Consider the following 345-nt stretch of genomic DNA (forward strand, 5'->3'; position numbering starts at 1 on the left):
GCTGAGCCTGGCGCAGATGGTCGGCGACACCGAGGCATCGACGCTGTTTGCCACTTCGGCCGAGGTGCCGGGGGTGTTCACCCGCCAAGCCTGGGAAGGCCAGGTGCGCCCGGCCATCGACGCCATCGCCGAGGCACGCCGTGAAGAAATCGACTGGGTGCTCAGCGACAACCCGGCGCGTCTCGCCGCCGACCTGAGCCCGGAACAACTCAAGCAACGCCTGACCGAACGCTACTTCCAGGACTACGCCCACGCCTGGCTGGACTTCCTCAACCAACTGCGCTGGCAACCGGTGGACAGCCTTGGCGAGGTGATCGACCAGTTGGCGCTGATGAGCGATGTGCG

Annotated in this window: 1 protein-coding gene; it reads left to right on the forward strand. The window is 66.4% G+C overall.

The window, feature by feature from the left end; genetic code table 11:
• A partial coding sequence (locus VC35_RS28315; protein ID WP_046044051.1) for an ImcF-related family protein occupies positions 1-345 on the forward strand: 345 nt, incomplete at both ends.

This window comes from Pseudomonas fluorescens (genome assembly GCF_000967965.1).
Classification (GTDB): Bacteria; Pseudomonadota; Gammaproteobacteria; order Pseudomonadales; family Pseudomonadaceae; genus Aquipseudomonas; species Aquipseudomonas grandcourensis.